Annotated in this window: 25 protein-coding genes, 1 tRNA gene and 2 pseudogenes; 21 read left to right on the top strand and 7 right to left on the bottom strand. The window is 69.6% G+C overall.

Going from position 1 to position 21127, the window contains the following annotated elements; translation table 11 throughout:
* Window positions 1-97: 97 nt before the first annotated feature.
* The 4 genes from JF597_RS37445 to JF597_RS37460 all read left to right on the top strand — a co-directional run bounded on the left by JF597_RS37445 (window position 98) and on the right by JF597_RS37460 (window position 2360).
* The gene (locus JF597_RS37445; RefSeq protein ID WP_294006532.1) at window positions 98-709 is read left to right on the top strand and encodes an HhH-GPD-type base excision DNA repair protein; all 612 of its coding nucleotides are present in this window, start codon (window positions 98-100) and stop codon (window positions 707-709) included.
* Window positions 710-802: 93 nt separating this feature from the next.
* A complete protein-coding gene (locus tag JF597_RS37450; RefSeq protein ID WP_294006405.1) occupies window positions 803-1453 on the top strand; it encodes an HdeD family acid-resistance protein in 651 nt (216 codons plus the stop codon).
* Between the two features lie 369 nt (window positions 1454-1822).
* Window positions 1823-2167, top strand: a complete 345-nt coding sequence (locus tag JF597_RS37455) for a hypothetical protein (protein ID WP_294006407.1) — start codon at window positions 1823-1825, stop codon at window positions 2165-2167.
* 58 nt (window positions 2168-2225) lie between these two features.
* A complete protein-coding gene (locus tag JF597_RS37460; RefSeq protein ID WP_294006409.1) occupies window positions 2226-2360 on the top strand; it encodes a hypothetical protein in 135 nt (44 codons plus the stop codon).
* Between the two features lie 41 nt (window positions 2361-2401).
* Here the strand turns inward: JF597_RS37460 and JF597_RS37465 are convergent.
* A pseudogene (locus JF597_RS37465) lies at window positions 2402-2942 on the bottom strand (helicase HerA-like domain-containing protein); the annotation flags it as partial.
* A 140-nt stretch (window positions 2943-3082) separates the two neighbouring features.
* On the opposite strand from JF597_RS37465, the gene JF597_RS37470 reads away from it, so the two are divergent.
* Window positions 3083-4270, top strand: a complete 1188-nt coding sequence (locus JF597_RS37470) for a helix-turn-helix transcriptional regulator (protein WP_294006411.1) — start codon at window positions 3083-3085, stop codon at window positions 4268-4270.
* 340 nt (window positions 4271-4610) lie between these two features.
* On the opposite strand, the gene JF597_RS37475 is transcribed toward JF597_RS37470, so the two are convergent.
* Window positions 4611-4790, bottom strand: coding sequence for a hypothetical protein (locus tag JF597_RS37475; RefSeq protein WP_294006413.1), 180 nt, complete (start codon window positions 4788-4790; stop codon window positions 4611-4613).
* A gap of 9 nt (window positions 4791-4799) precedes the next feature.
* Between JF597_RS37475 and JF597_RS37480 the strand changes: the two genes are divergently transcribed.
* From JF597_RS37480 to JF597_RS37490, 3 genes are all read left to right on the top strand, one after another.
* Window positions 4800-4943 (top strand): hypothetical protein, encoded by a 144-nt coding sequence (locus JF597_RS37480; RefSeq protein ID WP_294006415.1) that lies wholly within the window; start codon window positions 4800-4802, stop codon window positions 4941-4943.
* 1042 nt (window positions 4944-5985) lie between these two features.
* Window positions 5986-7470 (top strand): replication initiator, encoded by a 1485-nt coding sequence (locus JF597_RS37485; protein ID WP_366916499.1) that lies wholly within the window; start codon window positions 5986-5988, stop codon window positions 7468-7470.
* The gene (locus tag JF597_RS37490; protein ID WP_294006417.1) at window positions 7463-8089 is read left to right on the top strand and encodes a hypothetical protein; all 627 of its coding nucleotides are present in this window, start codon (window positions 7463-7465) and stop codon (window positions 8087-8089) included. The genes JF597_RS37485 and JF597_RS37490 overlap by 8 nt, the downstream gene beginning before the upstream one ends.
* A 73-nt stretch (window positions 8090-8162) precedes the next feature.
* Here JF597_RS37490 and JF597_RS37495 read toward each other — a convergent pair whose 3' ends face one another.
* Both JF597_RS37495 and JF597_RS37500 read right to left on the bottom strand, forming a co-directional pair.
* Window positions 8163-9908 (bottom strand): recombinase family protein, encoded by a 1746-nt coding sequence (locus JF597_RS37495; RefSeq protein WP_294006419.1) that lies wholly within the window; start codon window positions 9906-9908, stop codon window positions 8163-8165.
* A 23-nt stretch (window positions 9909-9931) separates the two neighbouring features.
* Window positions 9932-10960, bottom strand: a pseudogene (locus JF597_RS37500) (helicase HerA-like domain-containing protein); the annotation flags it as partial.
* A gap of 112 nt (window positions 10961-11072) precedes the next feature.
* Between JF597_RS37500 and JF597_RS37505 the strand changes: the two are divergent.
* Window positions 11073-11369: a type II toxin-antitoxin system VapB family antitoxin gene (locus JF597_RS37505; RefSeq protein ID WP_003999914.1), complete on the top strand. Its 297-nt coding sequence runs from the start codon at window positions 11073-11075 to the stop codon at window positions 11367-11369.
* A 112-nt stretch (window positions 11370-11481) separates the two neighbouring features.
* Complete coding sequence (locus tag JF597_RS37510) at window positions 11482-12138, top strand: LytR C-terminal domain-containing protein (RefSeq protein WP_294006488.1); 657 nt, start codon at window positions 11482-11484, stop codon at window positions 12136-12138.
* 255 nt (window positions 12139-12393) lie between these two features.
* Here JF597_RS37510 and upp read toward each other — a convergent pair whose 3' ends face one another.
* Window positions 12394-13029 (bottom strand): uracil phosphoribosyltransferase, encoded by a 636-nt coding sequence (gene upp / locus JF597_RS37515; RefSeq protein WP_189262743.1) that lies wholly within the window; start codon window positions 13027-13029, stop codon window positions 12394-12396.
* A gap of 116 nt (window positions 13030-13145) precedes the next feature.
* Here upp and JF597_RS37520 point away from each other — a divergent pair, with 116 nt between their 5' ends.
* From JF597_RS37520 to JF597_RS37535, 4 genes are all read left to right on the top strand, one after another.
* The gene (locus tag JF597_RS37520; protein WP_294006493.1) at window positions 13146-13352 is read left to right on the top strand and encodes a hypothetical protein; all 207 of its coding nucleotides are present in this window, start codon (window positions 13146-13148) and stop codon (window positions 13350-13352) included.
* Between the two features lie 411 nt (window positions 13353-13763).
* Window positions 13764-14291 carry a hypothetical protein gene (locus JF597_RS37525; protein WP_294006496.1) on the top strand — a complete coding sequence of 176 codons (528 nt, stop codon included), beginning with the start codon at window positions 13764-13766 and terminating at the stop codon, window positions 14289-14291.
* 56 nt (window positions 14292-14347) lie between these two features.
* Window positions 14348-14779, top strand: a complete 432-nt coding sequence (gene tadA, locus JF597_RS37530; protein WP_294006499.1) for a tRNA adenosine(34) deaminase TadA — start codon at window positions 14348-14350, stop codon at window positions 14777-14779.
* A 99-nt stretch (window positions 14780-14878) separates the two neighbouring features.
* Window positions 14879-14963 (top strand) — tRNA-Ser (locus tag JF597_RS37535).
* Window positions 14964-15009: 46 nt separating this feature from the next.
* Here the strand turns inward: JF597_RS37535 and JF597_RS37540 are convergent.
* The gene (locus tag JF597_RS37540; protein WP_294006502.1) at window positions 15010-15213 is read right to left on the bottom strand and encodes a PLDc N-terminal domain-containing protein; all 204 of its coding nucleotides are present in this window, start codon (window positions 15211-15213) and stop codon (window positions 15010-15012) included.
* Window positions 15214-15459: 246 nt separating this feature from the next.
* Here JF597_RS37540 and JF597_RS37545 point away from each other — a divergent pair, with 246 nt between their 5' ends.
* From JF597_RS37545 to JF597_RS37565, 5 genes are all read left to right on the top strand, one after another.
* The gene (locus JF597_RS37545) at window positions 15460-15636 is read left to right on the top strand and encodes a hypothetical protein (RefSeq protein ID WP_294006505.1); all 177 of its coding nucleotides are present in this window, start codon (window positions 15460-15462) and stop codon (window positions 15634-15636) included.
* A gap of 17 nt (window positions 15637-15653) precedes the next feature.
* Window positions 15654-15947 carry a Dabb family protein gene (locus JF597_RS37550; protein WP_294006508.1) on the top strand — a complete coding sequence of 98 codons (294 nt, stop codon included), beginning with the start codon at window positions 15654-15656 and terminating at the stop codon, window positions 15945-15947.
* Window positions 15948-16137: 190 nt separating this feature from the next.
* A complete protein-coding gene (locus tag JF597_RS37555; protein ID WP_294006511.1) occupies window positions 16138-17058 on the top strand; it encodes an RNA polymerase sigma factor SigF in 921 nt (306 codons plus the stop codon).
* Between the two features lie 329 nt (window positions 17059-17387).
* Entirely contained in the window at window positions 17388-18314 is a 927-nt protein-coding gene (locus JF597_RS37560) for an RNA polymerase sigma factor SigF (RefSeq protein ID WP_294006514.1), read from the top strand.
* A gap of 194 nt (window positions 18315-18508) precedes the next feature.
* On the top strand, window positions 18509-19249 hold the full coding sequence (locus tag JF597_RS37565) for a hypothetical protein (RefSeq protein WP_294006517.1): 741 nt from the start codon (window positions 18509-18511) through the stop codon (window positions 19247-19249).
* A gap of 87 nt (window positions 19250-19336) precedes the next feature.
* Here JF597_RS37565 and JF597_RS37570 read toward each other — a convergent pair whose 3' ends face one another.
* Window positions 19337-19540 (bottom strand): hypothetical protein, encoded by a 204-nt coding sequence (locus JF597_RS37570; RefSeq protein ID WP_294006520.1) that lies wholly within the window; start codon window positions 19538-19540, stop codon window positions 19337-19339.
* A gap of 205 nt (window positions 19541-19745) precedes the next feature.
* Between JF597_RS37570 and JF597_RS37575 the strand changes: the two genes are divergently transcribed.
* Together JF597_RS37575 and JF597_RS37580 are read left to right on the top strand one after the other, a co-directional pair.
* A complete protein-coding gene (locus tag JF597_RS37575) occupies window positions 19746-20336 on the top strand; it encodes a MarR family transcriptional regulator (protein WP_294006523.1) in 591 nt (196 codons plus the stop codon).
* Between the two features lie 13 nt (window positions 20337-20349).
* Window positions 20350-21127 (top strand): MFS transporter (locus JF597_RS37580; RefSeq protein ID WP_294006526.1); only part of this gene is annotated, 778 nt, incomplete at its 3' end.

Below are 21127 nucleotides of genomic sequence, written 5' to 3' on the forward strand. Positions count from 1 at the left end.
GAAGGAATCGTACGTGAGGGGCGGGAGGGCCGAGGAGGCCGGGGCAGCGGGCGGCGGCGAGCGCGCGGTGGCGGTCCCGGCGCGGGATCATCGAGCCATGGACGCCAACGCCGACTCCCCCGCCCTGCATCTCGCCCAGGACCCTGAGGCCGACCGGTTCCTCAGCCGCAGCAGGCTCGCCGCGCTCACCGGCATGCTGCTCGACCAGCAGGTGCCGATGGAGTGGGCGTTCAAGGGGCCGGCGACCATCGCCAGGCGCATGGGCACGGACGACCTGGACGCCCACGAGATCGCCGCCCAGGACCCGGAGGCGTTCGCCGCGCTGCTCTCCGAGAAACCGGCCGTGCACCGGTACCCCGGCTCCATGGCGAAGAGAATCCAGCAGCTGTGCCAGTACCTCGTCGAGCACTACGACGGTGACGCCGAGGGCATCTGGCGTGACGTCGACAGCGGGGCGGAGCTTCTCTCGCGGCTCCAGGAACTGCCCGGGTTCGGGAAGCAGAAGGCGCAGATCTTCCTGGCACTGCTGGGCAAGCAGCTCGGGGTGACGCCGAGGGGATGGCGGGAGGCGGCCGGGGCGTACGGGGAGGCTGCGGCGTACCGCTCGGTGGCCGACATCACCGGGCCCGAGTCCCTGGCCAAGGTGCGGGCCCACAAGCAGGAGATGAAGGCGGCGGCGAAGGCCGCGAAGGGTGGCGCCAAGCCGTAGGCGCGGCGGGCAGCGCGTCCGGGGTCTCCGGGGCGTCATCCGATCAGCCTCTCCCTGCTGGCACGTCCACCACCCCCGGTCTCAGCTGGAACCATGACCGAGCCCCCCAGCACCGGCCCCGCCGACGACGACCGGAAGGCGCACGCCACCGGCACCGCTCGGCATGAGCCCGAACCGCCCTTCGAGGGACCGCTGCACGCCCTCTCCCGGGCCGCCTGGCAGATCGTCCTGTTCACCGGGATCGCCTCCCTGATCCTCGGCGTCCTGGTCCTCGTCTGGCCCGGCGCCTCGCTGCTCGCCGCCGGCGTGCTCTTCGGCGTCTACCTGCTGATCGCCGGCGTCTTCCAGCTGATCGCGGCGTTCGGCACGCACCGGGCCACCTCACTGCGCGTGCTGGCCTTCATCAGCGGCGCGCTGATGATCCTGCTGGGCCTCTTCTGCTTCCGCGGCCCTCTGGAGTCGATCCTGCTGCTCGCCCTGTGGATCGGCATCGGCTGGCTGATCCGGGGGATCACCCAGACCATGGCCGCGATCTCCGACGCCCGGATGCCGGCGCGGGGCTGGCAGATCTTCCTCGGGATCGTCACGTTCATCGCCGGCGTCGTGCTGATCGTCTCGCCGTTCAAGTCGGTGGCGGTGCTCACCCTCGTCGCCGGTATCTGGCTGGTCGTCGTCGGCATCGTCGAGATCGTCACGGCGTTCGGCATCCGCGGCCGCGCCAAGCAGATCCCGCAGACCCTGTGAACGCCGGCCTCGCGAGGCCGGCCTCGCGAACGCCGGCCTCGCGAGCGCCCGCCTCGTGGACGCGGACCTCGCGGGCGCGGGCTTCATGGGCGCGGGCTTCATGAGCGGCCCGGCCTTTGTCAGCGCCGCGGGCTTCGTGAGCGGCGCAGGCTTCGCGAGCGGCCCGGCCTTCCCGAGCGGCCCGGCCTTCCCGAGCGGCCCGAGCTTCCCGAGCGCCGCGGGGTCCGTGCGCACGGGCCCCACAGGCGCAGGCCCCCGTCGGCATCGCCCCGTCCGCTTCGTCAACCTCGCGCCCCGCAGGTACGCCGAGCGAGCGGATCTCGGGCCCCGCGCGATGAACACCGGCCACTCCGCGGGGAGATGACCGGCATGAGCAGCGGTGTCCCGACCGGACGTCGCCCGCGGTCGGGCCCCGCCTGGCCGCGGGCGCTCGTGCTGCTGCTCGTCCTGCTGCTGGCCGGTGTCCCGACGGTGGCCGAGGCGCTCGCCGCAGCCGCCCCGGCCGTCTCGGCGGAGACCGTCGAGCACGACGTCCTCGACATCCCGCTGCGGCCACCCGCCCGTACCGTCCACCGCGCCGACGTACCCCAGTGCCCCGCGCCGCTCCCCGACCCGGCGCCCGCCGGCCTCGCGGACCGCCACCGTCCCCGCCCGACGGCGCCGCGGCCGCCGTACGCCACGCCCCTCCTGCGCACCGTGGTCCTGCGCTGCTGACCGACCGGCCTCCTCCGCACACCCCCAGGTCAGTCAGTTCTACGCAAGGAACACAGTCATGTCCTCAGACCCGTACGCGGTCCTGCGCGCCCTGCTGCGCGCGGAAGCCGTGCGCAGCACGCCGAAGCCGGAGACGAAGACGGCCGAACCGCCGAGGCCGCGGCCGCGGCCGCAGGAGCAGAAACGCGGTTGATCCCGTGGAGCCGGGCCGGGTGCCCCGTGCGGGCGCCCGGCTCACCGGCGTCGGCGGGCCGTACCGAACAGCGACCGGGTGATCTCACGGCCGAGTTGCGTACCCACCGACCGGGCGAGGGACCTGAACATCCCGCTGCTGACCACCTGTTCGACCAGCGACGGTTCCTCGGCCCCGGCCTTCGCCGCTTTCGGGGCCCCCGGTTCGGCGGCCGGCGCCCGGTGCAGCTTCTCGTACGCCGATTCCCGGTCCACAGCCTGTGCATAACGCCCGTGGATGGCGGACCCTCGCACCGCCCCCGCCCGCGGCGACCGGCCCCATCAGGGACTCGGGGGCCCGCAGCCGGGTCGCCGCCACCGGTGTCGGGGCGCCCGTCTCGCCGAGCACGGTCACCACGGCCTCGCCGATGCCGAGCCCTGTGAGCAGCTCCTCGAGGTCGTACGACGACTTCGGGAAGGTCTGCACGGTGGCCCGCAGCGCCTTCTGGTCCTCCGGGGTGAAGGCCCTGAGCGCGTGCTGGACGCGGTTGCCGAGCTGGCCGAGGACGTCGGACGGTACGTCCTTCGGGGTCTGGGTGACGAATGCTTCTGTCACTTCCACCCTATGTTTTCGACCAGCAGGTTCGCGGCCTCTTCCCCTGAAATGAAGCCTACGGCTCCCCCGAAGGTCGACAGGTACAGCAAGGTCGCCCGGATGGTCGACCGTAGCCGTACGCTCGAATCATGAGCGCCGACATTGGCAAGCGGCTTCAGGAGGTACGCAAGCGACGCGGTATGACGCAGCGTCAGCTTGCGAGCGAGTCCGGCGTGTCCCTGTCCTTGATCAGGAAGCTGGAGCAAGGGGAGCGTGCTGACACGCGCCTGGAGACCGCGCGCCAACTGGCCCACGCGCTACGGGTACCTACGACGAACCTCCTCTCCGAACACGAGGACGAGGACGAGCCGGAAGCGGCACCGGGGGCTGATGATCGGTGGGAAGCCGTCCGGCGCGCGCTCGTGGCCCCTGTCCAGGCGGACGGGGTGGCCGAAGAGCCGACCGTGAACGGCGTGCAGGACGCCCTGGAATCGGCCCTCCCGCTCTTCTCCGGAGATCGGTTCGCAGAGCTGAGCGTGATCCTCCCGCCGTTGCTGCGGGACGCCGATCTCGTCGCCGAGAGCGGCCCGGAGGGGCGAGCAGTGCGCGTCCGGCTCTCCCAGCTCACAGGCTGGTTGCTCACCCAGACACGGCAGTTCGGGGCGGCGGACGTCGCCCTGTCCCGGTCCCTGGAGGAGTCTTCAGACCGACTCCAGGCGGCGGCGACGGTGAATACACAGTGCTGGCTCCTGCTGCGGCGCGGTCGACTGGCTGAGGCGCGGGAGCTCGCGACTCGGTGGGCTGATGAGGTGGAGCCTCGCATCTCGCGAGCGACTCCTGCGGAGCTGAGCGCGTGGGGCTGGCTGCTGCTGCGGGCCTCCGCTGCCGCGATCCGCGACAACCGGTCCGGAGAGGCCGAAGACGCCTTGCGCTACGCGAACTCGGCGGCGGTCGCGATGGGCCGGGAGTTCGCTCCCCGTGATGACTTCTTGCAGGCGTTCGGGCCAGTCACAGTGGCGTTGAAGCGGGCGGAGAACGCCATGATCGTCGACAAGCCCGACCTGGTGCTCAAGCTCTCGGCGCGCATCCCGACGGGTGGCATGCGGCCCACCTCCAACAACCGCAACCGTCATCTCCTCGACGTTGCGGAGGCGCATGCCCGGTCGCGTGACTACGCGAAGACGGTTGAGGTCTTGCAAGGCATTCGTGCGGATGCTCCGCAGTGGCTGCCGAATCAGCGGTACGCACGGGACATCTTCAACCGGGTGATCGCACGTCGGCGGACGCTCACACCTGAGATGCGGGACCTTGCCGATGCGATCGGAGTGCCCGTGTGACCCTGTGTGGTACTTCCGGCCGACCCTCTGCCGAAGTGCCATTGAGGTGTGTTCACTCTGCTACGTAGCGTCATTGGCATGGCGACTCAAGGCAGAAGAGCAGAGACGGCCGTCCCTGAGAGCGGAGAGCTGATCTACGATCCGGCGACGCGCACGGTGGGTGAGTACCAGGGCACAGCCGGGCCGTACGCGATGCTCCGCCCGGTGGGCGGTGGCCGCGAGTGGGAAGCGGACCTGGCGCAGATCCGTCCGGCTACGCGTGAGGAGCGGTTAAGCGCGGGTGTGAAGGCAGCCAACCTGCGAACGGCGCGGGGCCTGTGAGCGCGCGTTCGGTCATCCGTCACGAGACGTGGACGCTGGAGCCGGACCGGGAGCCTGATGCGGAGCCGACCGTGTACGCGATGGAGTGCGCGGTGTGTGGTGAGTCCTCGGACAGCAGTAAGGACTTCGCGAACGGACAGAGCTGGGTGATGAGGCACTGCGGGCAGAACCCGTCGCACCACACCTTCCGCGAGATCATCACCCGTCCGTGGCGTACCTGGCGTCACGCGTGATGCGCCGCGTGCTGAGCTGGTTGGGCCGCTTCGCCGGACCGCAGTTCATCATCACCGTTTCGGGCTCATGCGGCTTCGTGCTGGGCGTCGCTGCCGCGTCCGGCTCCGCGATCCCCTAGACACCCGTCCCCGCCGGTCGTAGCTGATCGAGGTTTCCCCGACTCCGAGAAGCCCTGGCGGGGGCGGGCCTTCGCCCTGGTGGTGGTGCGCTGTGGGCACGCCGCCGGCCGTAGAGGCTTTTGGGCGGGAGCTGCCATGGGGCGAGTGAACAGGGGGCCTTACGCTGCCCCGGCGGATCGGGCAGTCTTTGGGACCTGCCCGCATTAGCCCGATCGGCCCCCTGTTCTTCGAGGCTCGCCCCATGGTGGCTGCCTAAAAGCCTCGTAGGCCGTCGGCCCCCGCCCAGGAGGGTGAACCTCGCTACGCCCCCTCGGGCGGGGGAGGGTCTGCCTGATGTCGCCTGGGACAGATTCTTGTGCTGGTCGGTGAGGGGGCTTGGGCGGGTTGGTAGGCGAGCTGCTGGAGGCTGTGAGCCACGGGCCAGGGTCCCCGGGATGTGTGCGGGCACGGTGGGCCGTGCTAGATCTGGCGCACGTCTCCGGGATCGCGTGGTGCCCGCCGGGGCGGCGGCGCCCCGGACCGGACCGGCCGAAGGCCGCATGCCGGGCCGGGGTGCGACAAGCCGCCCCGGCGGCGCGCCGAAGGCGCGCCTGGAAGAAGTAAAGCCAGATTCCGCCACGCCCTGAACCGCTGCCCGTTCCTCTTCCCGCTGGGCGCATGGCGCGAGGCGCAGCCGGTCGAGCAGACACGCTCGGCCACCGCATCCGGATCCGGGAAACCCTCGTCCTGGCCACGCATCCAGATGCCTGCTCCCCGGCGGTAATTCGGTTGACATACCACCCCCGCCCGGAGTTGGGCACCTGCTGAGGTGATTCCCGCTCCGGTCGATTTCGGTACGGAATACCTGTCGCCCCCGGCGATCAGATGGGACTTCGCCCCGAAAAACCACGGGCCTCTGTCGGCGGCAACTCATATAATTCGAAGGCAAGTTGGCTGCGCCTGATCAGGGCGTACGCAGGATAAGCGCCCTGTAAGCGCAAAGGAGAGAAGCCATGGACACCCGCTACCTACTTCCCGATTTCAGGCTCTGGAGGCCGCGTCATGTCTGCCGAATCCGGCAACAGCATCACACGCAAAACCCGCCCGTCCGTCGTATCGTCCGTTCTGGCCGAGCGTTCCGACGTGCTGGCGCGCGAACAACGTCTGCAAGCTCTCTCAGAGGTGGACCGTGACCGTATACGGCTCATCAACGATCCGCTCTTTTCACGCTGGCAAGAGCAGATCAAAGCTATTGGCGGCTGCGCCAACCCCATTTACCTGTCCGGGTCCACGGTCACCCGCGATGCCGTCACAGGTGAGGTGATCTCGTCCTACTCGACCGCTGGGGAGCCCGGTGAGCGACTGGCCGTGCGCTGCCGTAACCGGCGTGCCTCGGTGTGTGAGCCGTGCTCCCGCCTGCATGCCGGGGACACCTTCCAACTCGTCCGTGCGGGCCTGTCCGGCGGCAAGGGTGTGCCCGACGCGGTGAGCGAGCGGCCCCGGCTGTTCGTCACCCTGACCGCCCCGTCATTCGGGCCGGTGCATCGCGTGCTCGACGGGGAACACTGCCGACCCCGCCGGGATGATCCGCGCTGTGAGCATGCGCGGCGGCTCGGCTGCGGCCTGGTGCACACCGAGGACGACCCGCTGGTCGGCCTGCCACTGTGCCCGGACTGCTACGACTACACAGGCCATGTGCTGTGGCACGCGCATGCCGGGCGGCTGTGGGACCGGTTCACCACTGCCGTGCGTCGCCATCTGGCCTCGGCCGGTGGGGTACCACGCTCGAAGCTCGCTGACCACCTGGTGGTGTCCTTCGCCAAGGTCGCCGAGTTCCAACGGCGCGCGGCCGTACACTTCCGTGCCGTCGTACGGCTGGACGGTCCGGCCGGTCCCGGCTCGTCCGCTCCGGCCTGGGCCACAGAAGACCTGCTCTTGGACGGGGTCGAGCATGCCGCCGCGTCCACCTTCGTCACGGTGCCGGACTCCGACGCCTACGGCACCGAAAGGCTGGGCTGGGGCGGGCAGTTCGACGCCCACCCCATTCGGCCCCTCCCCGATGGTGACGTCCCGTCAGATGTAGCGGTCGCTGGGTACGTGGCCAAGTACGTCACCAAGGGCGCGGCCGAGACGGCGGCCGGGCTGGACTACCGGGTCGCCAGCCCGGAAGAGATCCGTACAGCGGTCGTCAACAGCCATGTACGCGCCCTCATGGGTACCTGCTGGCGCCTGGGTGGCCTGGCCGAACTGCAACACCTCCGGCTGCGTACCTGGGCTCACAGCCTCGGCTACCGGGGCCACATCCTCACCAAGTCCCGCCGCTACTCCACCACGTACGGCGCACTGCGTGCCGACCGCGCTGAACACCAAAGGGGCGACACGCGGAGGGAAGAGGACATGGTCACGGAATCCACCTGGCGCTTCGTCGGCTCCGGCTACACCCCCGGGGAAACCGGGATCGCTGTCGGAATCGCCGAAGACCATGCCTTGAACCGCCGACTCGCCCGCGAGGCGATGGAAGGTGAAGGGCGGTGGTCGAGTGATTGACCAGTTCGCCGGGTGGTTCCGATTCGGGCGTTTGGTCGACAACCGTCCACAGGCGCTGTCGAGTTGGCGCGTCACGACCCGCACCCAGGAATCGGCGGCAGCTGTCGCCCGTCTCTTCGGCGGCTCTCCGCAGCATTGGCAGACCACCAGTGCCGATCACTTCGAAGTTCTGACAGACGCTTCGAACGTTCGGATAACCCTTGAGGGACCACACTGCATCACAAGCGACATGAGAAAATGGGGTCATAAAGGCCTGGTTCACCACTGCGACGGGCAACAGTTCCTGTCACCACACGAGATGAAAGGTGAGCCTTGCGGGTGCCCGGAATCGGCCAAGGATCGAAAATCGTGGGCCCGGAGCCGGCTCGGTCCACAGCCCAACACCGAGATTCTCTTTCGAATTGACAAGATGCCCGACCTCGGAGATTTCCGAATGCACTCCATCTCGTGGAAATTTGCCGAATCCGTCGCCTCGGCCCTTGCTCTCATGAACTCTGCTCAGAGCAAGTTGATCTGCGGTCTCTCACTCACCGTCGCCGAATTCGACGTAATGGCTGGGCACAGAACCAAGTACCGACAACCGCTCCTCCTTCCTGATGAGGTCGGTGAAGCCACGTAGGCAACTGCCAGCAGGCAGCGAACAGCCCCGTCCGGGCCTACCTGGACGGGGCTGATCGGCGTTCAGAGACGTGTCACGCGTCAGAGGTGGCGGGCTTCTTGGCCCAGTCGATCGCTACACGCTTGCCTGCGTCGTACTCCTCCCATCTGTTCCCGCGTGACTCGGCCTTCGCGACAACGATCCGGTCCACGAACAGTCGCAGAAAAGACCGCTTCTCTTCATGGCTCGCCGAGTGCCACCACGAACCCGGCCCGATGGGATCTCCGTCCGGCTCGTCGCCTCCTACCCATTGCTCGATGGGAAGAGCGGGCATCTCCACTCGGGACAGCTCCGTGATGCGTGACTCCAGCCGCTCGATCTCTCGTTCCAGCTCCGCCTTCTTCTCCTTGAAGCGCTCGCGGCCGATGGGCCCGCTGTAGACGTCGTTGTCCAAGTCGTCGTAGAGCGCGTTCAACGCTGCTTCGCGATCCTTCTTCCTCATGACGACCTCGGCTCGCTCGGTGACCAGTTCAGGGCTCGCGATGGTGGCCGCGAACCGCCGGGTTGCCTCCTCGATCAGTTCGAGCGTCTCGGGGTCGTCCTCGTCCGCGCTCGACACCTTCGCCAGAACGGCACGGGCAACGTGGTCTTCGACGTGTTCGCGCTTGATGCTGTTCCCGCCGGTGTGTCCTTCGTCGGAACCCTTGGGCCGAGAGCACCGGTAGGACGCTGTGGCGCTCTTGACGCCGTTGCTCGACATCGTGAAGCCGCATTCGCAGAAGAGCACCGAAAGCCCGCTGAGCAGAGTGCTGCCCCGATTGAGGCCCCTCCCGCGTCCACGGGTTGCCAGCCACGCCTGAACCGCGTGCCAGTCGGCGGGCTCAAGGATGGCGCCGTGACTGATCACGGGCTCCTGTGTCTCGGGGTCACGGATCGTGCGGTACCCCGTGATCTGTTCGCGGATCGCTCCGTCCTTGGTCTCCTTGCGCTCGTAGATCGGCTCGACCGCATGGCCGATCATGCGCGGGTCCTGCAAGATCCGTTTGAGGGTCGTAACCTCCCACTGCGGCGGCTTGCTCCGGCCCGGAGTACTGACGGTCACAGCGCCCCGCCACTTGCCGTTCAGACGTGCGGTCTTCGTCGGCACACCTCGTGCGTTCAGGTCGGCGCAGACGCCCGCCAGCGATCCGGGGTTGCGGCGCCCCGCCTCCGCCGGTCGGTCCTTGTGCTTCAAGATCGTGTGGACGACATCGCGGATCACTTCCGCCTCGTCCTCGACGATCACGAGCTTCCGGAGCGTCAATCCGCCTTCCCTGACTTCCTCCGTCGCGTATCCGTACGGTGGAAGTCCCCCGACCCATGAACCGGCGTCACGGAGGATCTTCTTCGTCCCTTTGACCGCCTTGGACTTGTTGGCGCTCTCCTCGTGGGCCTGGTCCAGCCGCATGATGAGCATGATCAGCTTCATCGTGTCGCCCGGCGGGAAGTCGCCTTCGTTGGCCGAGACGATCGTGACACCGAGCCGGTGCAACTCCATCACTACAGGGATCGCGTCCTCGGGACGCTGCCGTGAGAACCGGCTCACGTAGTGAACGATGATCACGTCCAGTCGCCCGGATCGGGCATCGGTCAGCATCCGCTCGAACTCCGGCCGGACGACCCCGATCTTGTAGCCGGACAGGTCCCTGTCCTCGTAGTCACCGACGTACTCGTACCCCCGTCTCGTCGCCTCGGCACGGCACGCCTCGCGCTGAGCGCGCGGCGACCCCTCGGACTTGTCCTGGCGTTCCTGGCTCTGCCGGATGTACCCCCCGGCCCGCTGCCGTGCGGTTGCTTTCATAGGGAGAAAGTATCGGAAGCCAAGAAGACGCCGACCCCTTTCGAGCGAATGAGGCGCACGGTCTGCGTGATCGAGTCCAGGAACGCCTTCGAGGCGTCGTCGAACAGCAGGTGCGCCTCGTCGAAGAAGAAGACCAGCCTGGGCCGGTCGGCGTCGCCGATCTCGGGGAGGTCGTGGAACAGGTCGGCGAGCAGCCACATCAGGAAGGTGGAGAAGAGGAGGGGCTTGTCCTGGACGGCGGGGAGTTCGAGGACCGAGACGATGCCGCGGCCGTCCGGTGCCGTGCGCAGGAGGTCGGCCGTGTCGAACTCCGGCTCGCCGAAGAAGTCGGCCATGCCCTGGGCCTCGAAGGCGGTGAGCGAGCGCAGGATCACCCCGGCCGTGGCCGTCGACAGCCCTCCGATGTCCTTCAGTTCGGCCTTGCCCTCGGCGGAGGTGAGGAAGGCGACCACCGCCCTGAGGTCCTTGAGGTCGATCAGCTCCAGGCCCTTGGTGTCGGCGTAGTGGAAGATCAGGCCGAGGGACTGTTCCTGGGTCCGGTTGAGCTGGAGCACCTTGGCGAGCAGCAGCGGGCCGAAGCTGGTGATCGTCGCACGGACGGGGATGCCGTGGCCGAGGCCGCCGAGCGCGAGGAACTCAGCGGGGAAACCGGTCGCCGTCCACTGCGCGCCGACCTCGGCAGCCCGGCCCCTGACCCTGTCGTCCGCCCGCCCGGGCCGCGCGACACCGGACAGGTCGCCCTTGACGTCCGTGAGGAACACCGGGACGCCGTGCGCCGAGAGCTGCTCGGCGATCAGCTGGAGTGTCTTGGTCTTGCCGGTGCCGGTGGCGCCGGCGACCAGGCCGTGGCGGTTGAGCATGGGGAGCGGGATGCGGACCGGCGCGTCCGGAAAGCATCGGCCGTCCCGGAGAACGGCGCCGAGATCCAGCGTCTGACCGGCGAAGGCGTACCCGGCGGCGATCTCGGCGACCACGGGATCGCCGACGCCCGCGGGGTCCGTGCCGCCCGCGGCCGGGGCACCGGCTTCGTCGGCCGCACCGGGACTCATCATCGGACCCCCTGTTCCCGTTTAGGCCGCTTGATGACCTTTACGCTGTCTTTTCCAGCGTCGCACTCGGTCGCCATGGCTGCGCCCGGAACGTCTGGACCGGTAGGCTTTCCGTGTGATCTTCAAGCGCATCGGAAACGGCCGGCCGTACCCCGACCACGGCCGGGAGAGCACCCGGCAGTGGGCGGACGTCGCACCGCGCCCGGTCCGCCTCGATCAGCTCGTGACGACCAAGGGGCAGCTCGACCTGGAGACCCTCCTCGCCGAGGACTCGACGTTCTACGGCGACCTCTTCGCGCACGTCGTGAAGTGGCAGGGCGACCTGTACCTGGAGGACGGGCTGCACCGCGCGGTCCGCGCCGCCCTCCAGCAGCGCCAGGTGCTGCACGCACGCGTGCTCGAACTCGACTGATCACCCGCCAGCCGCCGGGCATTTGCCGCCGGTTGGCCCTTTCGGGTCGGACCGTGCGACGTCGGATGATCATCTATTAGTCAACGCACCCGTGGCGCACTACGCTGCGCTCATGAGCATGCTGACTCCCCCCGGCATGGGCGGCCAGTACCGGATCACTGGGGACAAATACCCTCGCATGCGCCCGCGCCGACGGCGTGCCCGGCTCGTCCTCTCCGTGGTCGCCTCCGTCGCCGCGCTCGGCCTGGTCGGCTGGGGCAGCCTGCAGCTCATCGACGTCTTCACGGGCGGCGGGGGGACGGCCTCGGCGGCCGGCTCGGCGGGAGACTGCGTCAAACAGGCCGCCGCCAGCGCGAGCCCCGTGGCCGGAACGTCGGCAACGGTGCTGCCGAAGCCGGCCCAGATCACGGTGAACGTCTACAACGCCACGACCCGCACGGGCCTGGCCAAGGACACCGCCGACGAACTGAAGAAGCGCGGCTTCAAGATCGGCAACGTCGGCAACGCGCCGGCGAAGTTCGACCAGAAGGTCAAGGGCACGGCGATACTGCTGGGCCCGGCCACGGCCCTGAAGACCTCACTCCCGGTCCTCGCCACCCAGGTGACTGCAGCCGACCAGCGCACGGAGGCGGGCCGCAAGGGCGCCGCCGTGGACCTGATCATCGGCAACGCCTTCAAGGCCCTGACCCCCCAGGCCACCGCCACAAAGGCCATCACAGCCCTGTCCGCCCCCAGGCCTACGGCGTCAACGACGAAGAAGACCTGCTGAAAGCAGGGCACCGCCGAACTCGGCCGTCCTGGCCGAGCGATGGGGCGGCGGGAGAAGAGGGCGGGCGAAGGCGCCCTGAAGGGGCGCTGGAGGTACCCCCGGCCGAAGGCTGGGGAAGGAACTGCGCGACGACCCACGACGAACCCGCAACCGCCGACGCACCCGCACCCCTTCGGCGCCGAAGCGAACGGACCGCCGGGCACCGCCGTCGCGGCGGACACAGGGCCTCGGCCCGCCCGACAGAACGGACGGCTGCTACTCCGCCGCCCCGTACAGCCGGTCCCCCGCGTCCCCCAGCCCCGGCACGATGTAGCCGTGCTCGTTGAGGTGGTCGTCCACCGCCGCCGTCACGACCGTGACCGGCGTGCCCGCCAGCTCCCGCTCCATGAGCTCGACGCCCTCGGGCGCGGCCAGCAGGACGACCGCCGTCACGTCGTCCGCGCCACGCCGGATGAGCTCGCGGATCGCCGCGACCAGCGTGCCGCCCGTGGCCAGCATCGGGTCCAGGACGTACACCTGGCGCCCGGAGAGATCTTCCGGCATCCGCGAGGCGTACGTGGACGCCTGGAGCGTCTCCTCGTTGCGGATCATGCCCAGGAAGCCCACCTCGGCGGTCGGCAGCAGCCGGACCATGCCGTCCAGCATGCCGAGCCCGGCCCGCAGGATCGGCACCACCAGCGGGCGCGGCCGCGCGAGCTTGACGCCGGTCGTGGCGGCCACCGGGGTCTGGATGTCGACGGCCTCGGTCCGCACGTCCCGCGTCGCCTCGTAGGCGAGCAGGGTGACCAGTTCGTCGGCGAGCCGCCGGAACGTCGCGGAGTCGGTGCGCTGGTCGCGCAGCGTGGTGAGCTTGTGAGCGACCAGGGGGTGGTCGACGACGTGGAGACGCATGTCCACAACAGTAACCGCGCCCCCGCCCACCTCGCGCAGGCCCGCGCAGCCCCACGCTGGCATCAAACCCCCCATCCGGGGGAAAGTGGAGGTGTCGGACTGGGGGTGATGTGAGCGTGCCCGAGCTTCCCGAGCCGCCCGAGCGGCCGGACCGCGCGTACGGCGCGCCCGAGGGCGAGACGGAGGCCGAGCGGCGGCGTCGCCGGTCCCGGTTCCTGCGCGAGCTCGCCGAGGCGCGGGCGCTGCGCGACCGGGTCCAGCCCCGCCGCGCCAAGGCGGCCCGGCTGCGGCACGCGATGCGCATGCGGACGTTCCGCTGGTAGGAATCGGCAGGAGCCCACAAATCGGCAAGATCGACAGAAGTCCGCAGGACTCGCCGAGAGTCGGCAGGGCGCGGCAAGAGTCGTGAAGCCGATCCTTCGGCAAAGATCCACTCCTGGTGGCCCGTTGCGGTCCGTCACGGGGAAGGCCGTGCGTGGCCCGCGGGAAAACCCGCGTACGATCCGCAGGTGGCGGCAACGAGTGCGCTGGTGACTGCGTTGACGGACGCATGGATGGCTCTTTGCATACGTGCGATCAAAACTGCCAGACACAGGGAGCCGAAGACGTCCCCTGAACGCTTTGTTTCTGCCACGATTCCGAGTGGGCGGGGCTCGGAGCACAGCTCTCCCCGCCCAGAACCTCCGCCGGGGGGACCCCCAACCGGCACGCCTAAGACCAGTGGGAGAGTCACGGTGTACTTCGCCGCACTGCTCGCGCGCACCGAAGACGGGTGGGAAGCGAGCGACACAGAGCTCGACGATGTGGAGACCCTGTCGGACCTGGCCGACCTGGCCCGGGAATCGGCGCGGGACGCCGACGACACGGTGCTCGTCTTCATCGAGCAGGAAGACGCTTGGTTCGGCGTCGTGCGCGTCGACGGCGAGGAGGACCCCCGGGTCTTCGTCTCCAGCGCAGCCGCCGCCGCCCGCAGCTCGTACGGCGAGCTCCTGCTCACCGACGAACTGCTCGGAAGGGAGCCCAAGGACGACGCCGACGTCCTCGACTCCCTCGACCTCGACGGCACCGAGGACGGTGAGCCGGACGCCGAGGAGGACGACGACGCGGACGGTTCCGCCGTGCCGGCCGGCCCGGTCGGCGACGCCGCGATCCTGGACGACCTGGGCGTGAGCGCGAAGGAACTGCTCTCCCTGGACGACGACGCGCTCGGCGAGATCGCCGAGGCCCTGGGCGCCTCCGACGTCCTGGAGACCGTCCGCTGACCCTCCACGAGGCAACCGGGTCCCCCGACCCGGTACGCGACCGCTGGCGGGCCGCGATGCGGCTCGCCCTGGACGAGGCCGGCCGGGCCGTCCGGGGCGGGGACGTCCCCGTCGGCGCCGTCGTGCTGTCCCCGGACGGTACGACGGTCCTCGCGGCCGGGCACAACGAACGTGAGGCGACCGGCGACCCCACCGCGCACGCCGAGGTACTCGCCCTGCGCCGGGCCGCCGCGGCGCTCGGGGAGTGGCGCCTCACCGGCTGCACCCTGGTCGTCACGCTGGAGCCCTGCACGATGTGCGCCGGCGCCCTGGTGCAGTCCCGGGTGGACCGGGTCGTCTACGGCGCCCGCGACGAGAAGGCCGGCGCCGCGGGGTCCCTCTGGGACGTCGTCCGCGACCGGCGCCTGAACCACCGCCCCGAGGTCGTCGAGGGCGTCCTGGCGGACGAATCCGCCCGCCTCCTCACGGACTTCTTCCGCACCCGCTGACACACGCGCTGACACATCCGCCGACGCTCCCGCAGGGCCTTGCCCGGCCCCCGAATACCGATTTCAGAGCACGGCCCCCCGTGCTGTAAGGTCTCCCTCGGTAGCGTGTCCGAGCGGCCGAAGGAGCTCGCCTCGAAAGCGAGTGTGGCGCAAGTCACCGAGGGTTCAAATCCCTCCGCTACCGCTGTCGAAGGAAGGGCGGCTCCTAAACGGAGCCGCCCTTCCTTCGGTTACGCCAGCGGTTCGGGCCGTTTGCCCGCGTAGTTCCAGACGAGGGCCCCGAAGACCGGGGCGTGGAGCAGGAACAGCAGCCAGAGCCACTTCGGGACGTACCTGACCCGCTCCCTCGGCGTGCGGACGCAGTCCAGCAGCGCCGCCACGACGAACACGATCAGCAGGGTGACGAGCCCGAAGGCCATCGCGGTGGTCAGCATCTGCGCTCTCCCTCTCGACTCCGGTTGACCCGGGTTCGCTTCCGTTGCCTCGGCCCTTCATCGGAGCGGCCCCCGCGATCGGTTCACGCGATCGGCTCACGCGATCGGCTCACGGTTCGGAGATTCGGAGGTTCGGAGAAAAAAATCCGGCACCCATCGCGCCGTTGGTCATACAAAACGATCGGAGGGTTACACTCGCGCCCGGCAACCGGGGGAGCCCGGGGGACGTGACAGGGGAGAGGCCAGGTGGCGGTGAACGCCAAGAAGATCGCCGTCTACGTACTCGTGATCTTCGCGCTCTACGTGATCATCACGGACCCGCCCAGGGCGGCAGACTGGGTCCAGATAGTCTTTCAGGGCATATCGGACGCCGCGAAGGCCGTCGGTGACTTCTTCACCTGGCTGGCCAACGGGGCGAAGTAGCCGCACCTGGAGTACCCATGATCCGTCACCTGGTCCTCTTCAAGCTCAACGAGGGCGTCGGGCGCGACGATCCGCGCGTCGTCGCGGGCGCCCAGGCCTTCTCCGCCCTCGGTGACCAGATCGAGGAGCTGCGCTTCTGGGAGTGCGGCTGGAACATCACCGAGCGCCCGGTCGCGTACGACTTCGCCATCAACTCGGCCGTCGAGGACGGGGACGCGCTGAAGCGGTACCTGGAACACCCGGCCCACCAGGCGGCCGCGGCGCGATGGCGCGAGTTCGGCACATGGGTGATCGCCGACTACGAATTCTGAGCCGTACGGCGGCTTCCGGATCCCGAGCCCCTCACCACGACGGCGAGGGGCTTTGCTGCGCCTTATGCCTCAACTTGCCAGTATTAATACCCAACACGACGTTACCAGGTGCTTGCACACAGTGCACATGTCTTGTGATGCTATGACCGCTTTTGACGGATGATTGACCGATGAAGAGGTGGCGTTGACCGTGTCGGCCAGTTCTGCGCCGCCCCAGGAAGAGGCGCCCGCCCCAGCTCAGACTCCCACCCAGACCCCCACTCAGACTCCCGCACAGCCCTCACCCCAGGCCCTCCCCCAGACCCCCGTCGCTCCCGCCCAAGCCGCCGCCCCCGCTCCGGAGAAGCGACGGGGCGCCGACACCCGGGCGCTGACCCAGGTGCTCTTCGGTCAGCTCAAGGACCTCAAGCCGGGCACACCGGAGCACAACCGCGTGCGCGCGGCGCTCATCGAGGCGAACCTCCCGCTCGTGCGCTACGCGGCCGCCCGTTTCCGCTCCCGCAACGAGCCGATGGAGGACGTCGTCCAGGTCGGCACCATCGGGCTCATCAACGCCATCGACCGCTTCGACCCGGACCGGGGCGTGCAGTTCCCGACCTTCGCGATGCCGACCGTCGTGGGCGAGATCAAGCGCTACTTCCGGGACAACGTCCGCACCGTGCACGTACCGCGCCGGCTGCACGAGCTGTGGGTCCAGGTCAACAGCGCGACCGAGGACCTCACCACCGCCTTCGGCCGCTCCCCCTCCACCGCCGAGATCGCCGAGCGACTGCGGATCAGCGAGGACGAGGTGCTCTCCTGCATCGAGGCCGGACGGTCGTACCACGCGACCTCCCTCGAGGCCGCGCAGGAGGGCGACGGACTGCCGGGCCTCCTCGACCGCATCGGCTACGAGGACCCGGCCCTGGACGGCGTGGAACACCGCGACCTGGTCCGCCACCTGCTCGTCCAACTCCCCGAGCGGGAGCAGCGGATCCTTCTGCTGCGCTACTACAGCAACCTCACCCAGTCCCAGATCAGCGCGGAGCTCGGCGTCTCCCAGATGCACGTCTCCCGCCTCCTGGCCCGCAGCTTCCAGCGCCTGCGCTCGGCCAACCGCATCGAGGCCTAGCCCCGCCCCCGGGGCCCGTTACCGGTCCGAGACCCGCCCCGGGCGACTTGGTGAGACCGTAACCGCAAACAGGATCGAGCCATCACCGCCGCGAGCGAATCGCTCACCAGCGCACTTCCCGACAGTTGAGGGTCGAAAAAGCGTCAGACCCCCTTCTTCCAGGGCGTATTCGCGTCTTGCATGTCGACATGTCACTACAGCGTGTTGCCGACATGTGACATTCTGCGGGAAGCGCGTTTGCCGGGGCCCCGGCGCCGGTATTCAGGTGAAGGCACCGCTCCTCGCCGGGGAGCGTCGCCGCGACCGTCCCGCGACCCAAAGGGGGTGGCATGTCCGCAGAACAGGGCAGCTCGAAGGTGCTCACGCCCACGAACAGCGAGGCAGCGCCCAAGGAGCTCGAAGCCATCGACGTGCTCGACAGCATCGAGGGCGCCATCGACGGCGCTCCGGCGCTGGAGGCCACGCCGGCCCAGGAGCTTCCGGCCGTCTCGGAGAGCCTCGACACCCGCACCCTGTCCCGCTCCCTGTTCCTGCGGCTCGCCGCACTCGACGAGGACAGCCCCGAGCGTGCCTACGTCCGGGACACCCTGATCGAACTCAACCTCCCCCTCGTGCGCTACGCGGCGGCCCGCTTCCGCAGCCGCAACGAGCCGATGGAGGACATCGTCCAGGTCGGCACCATCGGCCTGATCAAGGCGATCGACCGCTTCGACTGCGAACGGGGCGTGGAGTTCCCCACGTTCGCGATGCCGACCGTGGTCGGCGAGATCAAGCGGTTCTTCCGTGACACCTCCTGGTCGGTCCGCGTCCCGCGCCGCCTCCAGGAGCTGCGCCTGGCCCTCACCAAGGCCAGCGACGAGCTCTCCCAGAAGCTGGACCGCTCGCCGACGGTCACGGAGCTGGCGGCCGTCCTGGGCGTCTCCGAGGAGGACGTGGTCGACGGCCTCGCCGTCGGCAACGCGTACACCGCCTCCTCCCTCGACTCCCCGGCCCCCGAGGACGACGGCGGCGAGGGCTCCCTGGCCGACCGCCTCGGCTACGAGGACACCGCCCTGGAGGGCGTGGAGTACCGCGAGTCGCTCAAGCCGCTCCTCGCCAAGCTCCCGCCCCGCGAGCGCCGGATCATCATGCTCCGCTTCTTCGCGAACATGACCCAGTCCCAGATCGGCGAGGAGGTCGGCATCTCCCAGATGCACGTCTCCCGCCTGCTGACCCGCACCCTGGCCCAGCTCCGCGACGGCCTGATCTCGGACTGAAGTCGCGTCTACGGCTTCCTTACTGACGGAGTGTCAGCCACACTGGCGCGATGCCTCTCCGCAGGACACAGATCCGCAGGACACAGATCCGCAGGACGCAGGTTCACCGGACGCCGAGCCGCAGGACGCCAAGTGGCGGTGCAACGGTCCGCAGGACACCGAGTGGCCGCGGGGCCGACACCCCCGCGGCACCGGTGGCCGGCCCGGCGCGGCCACGCAGGGCGCGTGGCGGCCGGTGGGGCACCGTCACCGCGGTCTCGGCGGTCGCCGCCTGCCTGGTCTCGGCGCTCACGGCGTGCGGAGGCGGCGGCGACGGCGGCTACACGGCGGTGGGGGCGGCAGGCGGCGCACCGAGCACGTCGGCACGGCCGACGGCGTCGGTGACGCTGTTCCCGCTGGACGGGGCCAAGGGGGCAGTGGACGGGGCGAAGGGGGCCGACGGCCCGACGGCTCCGGCGGGCGGGCCGACACCGGCCGCCGGCACGACCACCACGGCCATCTCGCCGTCCCGCACGACGAGTTCCCCCGGCTCCTCCTCCCACCGCGACGGCGCCCAGCCGCCACGGAGCGATCCGACGGCGGCCGGCTCACCGCGGCCCGGCACCCCTTCGGCCACCCCTTCACCCGCGCCCGCCGCCCTCACCTGGAGCACCCCCACCCGCGCGGCCACGGACAAACGGTGGTGCGAGAAGGTGACCGTCACCTTCGCCAACTCCGGTGGCACGGCGGTCCGTTCCGGCACGGTCACCCTCGGCACGCACATCGTCGACCTGCTGGGCATCGACTGGTCGACGGTCACATCGACGGAGCCCGTACCGGCCCCGGTCGCGCCCGGCGCCACCAAGGCCGGGACCTGGACGGTCTGCGTGGACGACTGGCGGGTGCCGCTCGGCATGCACGTCGAGACCCGGGTCGTGTCCGTCGACTGGAGCTGAGCAGGACGAAAGCCCGGGGCACGCGACCCCGGGTTCTCTTCGTCGTACGCCGGCGTGACCGCCGTACCGGCCGCCTCGGCAGCCGTCCTACATGAACGCGAGCCAGGCCACCGCCGCCACCACGACCACCGCGGCGACGACGCCGAGGATCAGGCCGAGGCGGGGGCCGGAGGAGGAGTAGGTGGTCGCCGTCTGCTGAGGAGTCTGCGGGGCCTCGTCGACGAACGCGCGGAACATCTGGGTGCTGCCGGCGGGGTCGTAGTTGCCCTGGGGGCCCTGGGTGTTAGCCATGGGCCGAGACACTAGCGAATCCGGGGGTCCGGCCCAAGTGGGGGGCCTCCCGTGCATCCGACTCGTCCCACCTGCGCATTTACGTTCGCAATACTTGCCTTTGCCAAGTTTTTATGCCAACCCTCGCCGATTTATTTGCCTGTGGCAACCAAGCAGTTCTATGGTTGCCCCAAGCAACGAATACGGTCGTGAGGAGGTGTGCGGGATGGCGGAGCAGGCGCAGTTCGAGGAGCTGGCGCGTCAGCTCAGCGCGGTCGGAGCCGTGAAGCGGGACCTGGGCCGCATCCTGCCGCCCGAGTGCCCGACCGGCTCGGCGGCGGTACTGACGCTGCTCGGCCGCCACGGCTCCATGCGCATGAGCAAGCTCGCCGAGCTGCTCGCCGTGGACATGTCCGTGACCAGCCGGCACGTGGCGCACGTCGCCGAGCGCGGCTGGATCGAGCGCTCCCCCGACCCGGCGGACAAGCGTTCCCGCATCCTGCACCTCACTCCCACGGGCGAGGCGACCCTCGTGGAACTGTCCCGGCGCAGCACCGAGCTGCTCGCCGAGCGGCTGGGCGACTGGAGCGACGAGGAGGTCGACCAGCTGATCCGGCTGATGACCCGGCTCCGGGACAGCTTCGGCGACTGCCGGGCAGCGGCCCCGCACCCGCGGCCGGCCGCCGCCACCGCACCGGCCCCTGGCACCGCGAAGCCCCCGGCCGAGCCCAGAGCCGCAGCCGCAGCCGCGGTCACCTCCGCCGCCCGCGCCCCCACGCCCGTACTCGAACCGACGACCACCCGTACACCCGCGTAAGAAAAGGAAGCCCATGGCAACGACCACACCAGCCGGTGTGCGGGCTCACGCCAAGCCGCACGGGGGAGGCTCCCTCGAGCAGACCCCGATGACGCACCGGCAGATCATGGAGGCCATCTCCGGCCTGCTGCTCGGCATGTTCGTGGCGATCCTGTCGTCCACGATCGTCACCAACGCCCTGCCGCACATCATCACCGACCTGGGCGGTGGCCAGTCCGCCTACACCTGGGTCGTCACCGCCTCGCTGCTGGCCATGACCGCGACCACCCCGCTCTGGGGCAAGCTCGCCGACCTGTACAGCAAGAAGATCCTCGTCCAGATAGCCCTGGTCATCTACGTCCTGGGCTCCGCGGCGGCCGGTCTGTCGCAGAACGCCGGCATGCTGATCGCCTGCCGTGTCATCCAGGGCGTCGGCGTCGGCGGTCTGTCGGCGCTCGCCCAGATCGTCATGGCCGCGATGATCTCGCCGCGCGAGCGGGGCCGTTACTCCGGCTACCTCGGCGCGACCTTCGCCGTCGCCACCGTCGGCGGCCCGCTGCTCGGCGGTGTCATCACCGACACCTCGTGGCTGGGCTGGCGCTGGTGCTTCTACGTCGGCGTGCCCTTCGCCGTCATCGCGCTGATCGTGCTGCAGAAGACCCTGCACCTGCCGGTCGTGAAGCGGGACGTCAAGGTCGACTGGGCCGGCGCGTTCTTCGTCGCCGCCGCCGTCTCCCTGCTGCTGGTCTGGGTCACCTTCGCCGGTGACAAGTACGACTGGATCTCCTGGCAGACGTACGCGATGATCGGCG

The organism is Streptomyces sp. (assembly GCF_019510245.1).
Classification (GTDB): domain Bacteria; phylum Actinomycetota; class Actinomycetes; order Streptomycetales; family Streptomycetaceae; genus Streptomyces.

Excerpts from the sequence above, each read along its gene's own strand:
- JF597_RS37455 (WP_294006407.1), top strand. The coding sequence starts at position 1,823 with ATGAGCAGCGGTGTCCCGACCGGACGTCGCCCGCGGTCGGGCCCCGCC.
- JF597_RS37560 (WP_294006514.1), top strand. The coding sequence starts at position 17,388 with ATGTCCGCAGAACAGGGCAGCTCGAAGGTGCTCACGCCCACGAACAGC.
- JF597_RS37470 (WP_294006411.1), top strand. The coding sequence starts at position 3,083 with ATGAGCGCCGACATTGGCAAGCGGCTTCAGGAGGTACGCAAGCGACGC.
- JF597_RS37495 (WP_294006419.1), bottom strand. The coding sequence starts at position 9,908 with ATGAAAGCAACCGCACGGCAGCGGGCCGGGGGGTACATCCGGCAGAGC.
- JF597_RS37475 (WP_294006413.1), bottom strand. The coding sequence starts at position 4,790 with ATGATCTCGCGGAAGGTGTGGTGCGACGGGTTCTGCCCGCAGTGCCTC.
- JF597_RS37445 (WP_294006532.1), top strand. The coding sequence starts at position 98 with ATGGACGCCAACGCCGACTCCCCCGCCCTGCATCTCGCCCAGGACCCT.
- JF597_RS37570 (WP_294006520.1), bottom strand. The coding sequence starts at position 19,540 with ATGGCTAACACCCAGGGCCCCCAGGGCAACTACGACCCCGCCGGCAGC.
- JF597_RS37460 (WP_294006409.1), top strand. The coding sequence starts at position 2,226 with ATGTCCTCAGACCCGTACGCGGTCCTGCGCGCCCTGCTGCGCGCGGAA.
- JF597_RS37485 (WP_366916499.1), top strand. The coding sequence starts at position 5,986 with ATGTCTGCCGAATCCGGCAACAGCATCACACGCAAAACCCGCCCGTCC.
- JF597_RS37450 (WP_294006405.1), top strand. The coding sequence starts at position 803 with ATGACCGAGCCCCCCAGCACCGGCCCCGCCGACGACGACCGGAAGGCG.
- JF597_RS37540 (WP_294006502.1), bottom strand. The coding sequence starts at position 15,213 with ATGCTGACCACCGCGATGGCCTTCGGGCTCGTCACCCTGCTGATCGTG.
- tadA (WP_294006499.1), top strand. The coding sequence starts at position 14,348 with ATGCGGCTCGCCCTGGACGAGGCCGGCCGGGCCGTCCGGGGCGGGGAC.
- JF597_RS37575 (WP_294006523.1), top strand. The coding sequence starts at position 19,746 with ATGGCGGAGCAGGCGCAGTTCGAGGAGCTGGCGCGTCAGCTCAGCGCG.
- upp (WP_189262743.1), bottom strand. The coding sequence starts at position 13,029 with ATGCGTCTCCACGTCGTCGACCACCCCCTGGTCGCTCACAAGCTCACC.
- JF597_RS37550 (WP_294006508.1), top strand. The coding sequence starts at position 15,654 with ATGATCCGTCACCTGGTCCTCTTCAAGCTCAACGAGGGCGTCGGGCGC.
- JF597_RS37510 (WP_294006488.1), top strand. The coding sequence starts at position 11,482 with ATGAGCATGCTGACTCCCCCCGGCATGGGCGGCCAGTACCGGATCACT.